This is a genomic window from Brevibacillus reuszeri (assembly GCF_002897295.1).
Classification (GTDB): Bacteria; Bacillota; Bacilli; order Brevibacillales; family Brevibacillaceae; genus Brevibacillus; species Brevibacillus reuszeri_A.
The window spans coordinates 1-1,739 of the sequence record NZ_BEXF01000080.1 but is presented as its reverse complement, the minus strand read 5'-3'; the positions used below and the strand labels follow the sequence as shown (position 1 = coordinate 1,739).

Sequence of the window (1,739 nt, the reverse complement as noted above, 5' to 3'; positions counted from 1 at the left end):
ATGTGGAATCTCTTTTTATCCCTAATGCTGAGCTGAGGGAATTATGGGGGCATGGATTCGTTACGATCAAGCCATTAAAAGATGTTGATAATATAGGGGCTTATTTATCAGCATATTTAACTGATGTAGAGTTAGATCCAGAAAATTATTTAGAGAAAGCTTTATGTAATGAAAAGCTAAAGATTAAGGGTGTTAATGTTGATGGAAAAGAGAAAATGATTGTTAAAGGCGGACGACTTCATATGTATCCTTCAGGTATGAAGTTATATCGGAAATCTAAAGGAATTGAATATCCGGAACGGAAACGAATGCAGTATAAAAAAACAAAAAAAATAGTAGGGAATGCGACTCCCCACTACCAAAAAAAATATGCTGTTGAAACTGAAAATTTTGATAACGAAGTATCGTTCATTCAGTATAACCTGAAAAGAGTATAAATAGACCATTTGTATGATGCCAGGATGGCCTTTGGGTGAAATGGAAACGTAAATATGCCGAAGCGAACACAGCGGCGTGAGGAGGGACTGAAGGTTCCTTCGATCGTCGAAGTGGGTGCTTCGGCTTATCTTTTTGCTAACATCATATGGAAAACGGAGATATTGACCATTTTGACTTAATAATGGTACTATTATGGTCAAGGAGGCGGTATGATTTGGAAAATTCAAAAAAGAAATTACAAGTTCGTTTGAGTGATTATAATCAGCAACGAATTGAAGAAATGGCAGAACGATATGGGATGACGCTAAATAGTTTAGTGGCCTACATTGTTGGTTCTTGGTTGGATGCGAATTATGATATGAAAGATAGGGCTAATAGAGTATTGAAGGAGAGTTCAGAGGAAATTGCTCAAACAATATTGGCTGATCCTAAGATGATACAGGTAATGATGGAGATATTTTCAGGTGCAGAAGCGCTGCCGATTCAAGGGAGCAAGGAAAGTTGATCGGGACCCCGTGCAGCACCCTTTAAACCATCTGCCGATCTGGCAGGGCGGGGAAGGTCGTAACTTCAAAACGAATCTTTTCTATTAACTTGATTTTAATTAAACAACAGGAGAAAAATAAGAGTGATTTTCGAGGTTTCTATTAGACTTGATTTAACTGTAACTTACCACCGTTTTGATAGAATCGCGAAAGGACCTCCTAAGGGGGTGTGATGAATCTGAATGATGATGTGATTATTATGCCTGATGATCTTGTAACAGTTACCTCTATGAATCATATTATTGAGATTCAGCATATGGCGAAAATGAACACGCGTAGCCGTATTCGTAAACTGGACAAGCATCATTATGTTGATTTAGAAACAGGGGAGAAGAAAGAGTTCTCTTTGTCTGTAAATCGGGGAGAAAATGAAAATTCATTGCGGCAAACATTTAAGCGTCTCAGGTATCTTATAAATAATAATTTTGTAGGTAAACCAAATGAATTGCATTTGATTCAGACTTATGCAGAAAACATGACTGATCATAATCAACTATATAAAGATTTTAATAAATTTATTAAGCGCCTTAAATATAAGTATAAAGATAAAACAACTATTGATTATATAAGTGTGGTAGAGCCGCAAGGGCGTGGTGCATGGCATTGTCATGTGCTTATGAGATTTAATGATGTGGAATCTCTTTTTATCCCTAATGCTGAGCTGAGGGAATTATGGGGGCATGGATTCGTTACGATCAAGCCATTAAAAGATGTTGATAATATAGGGGCTTATTTATCAGCATATTTAACTGATGT

3 protein-coding genes and 1 pseudogene are annotated in these 1,739 nt (G+C 36.7%); all 4 read left to right on the top strand.

Annotated features, from left to right (window positions below; all coding sequences use genetic code 11):
* Window positions 1-437: pseudogene (locus C3B52_RS35395) on the top strand (rolling circle replication-associated protein); the annotation flags it as partial.
* Window positions 438-491: 54 nt separating this feature from the next.
* Window positions 492-617 carry a hypothetical protein gene (locus tag C3B52_RS38000; protein ID WP_268811931.1) on the top strand — a complete coding sequence of 42 codons (126 nt, stop codon included), beginning with the start codon at window positions 492-494 and terminating at the stop codon, window positions 615-617.
* Between the two features lie 35 nt (window positions 618-652).
* Window positions 653-943: a hypothetical protein gene (locus C3B52_RS35390; protein ID WP_103110989.1), complete on the top strand. Its 291-nt coding sequence runs from the start codon at window positions 653-655 to the stop codon at window positions 941-943.
* Window positions 944-1,155: 212 nt separating this feature from the next.
* The coding region (locus C3B52_RS35385) for a rolling circle replication-associated protein (protein WP_441299881.1) at window positions 1,156-1,739 on the top strand (584 nt) is incomplete at its 3' end.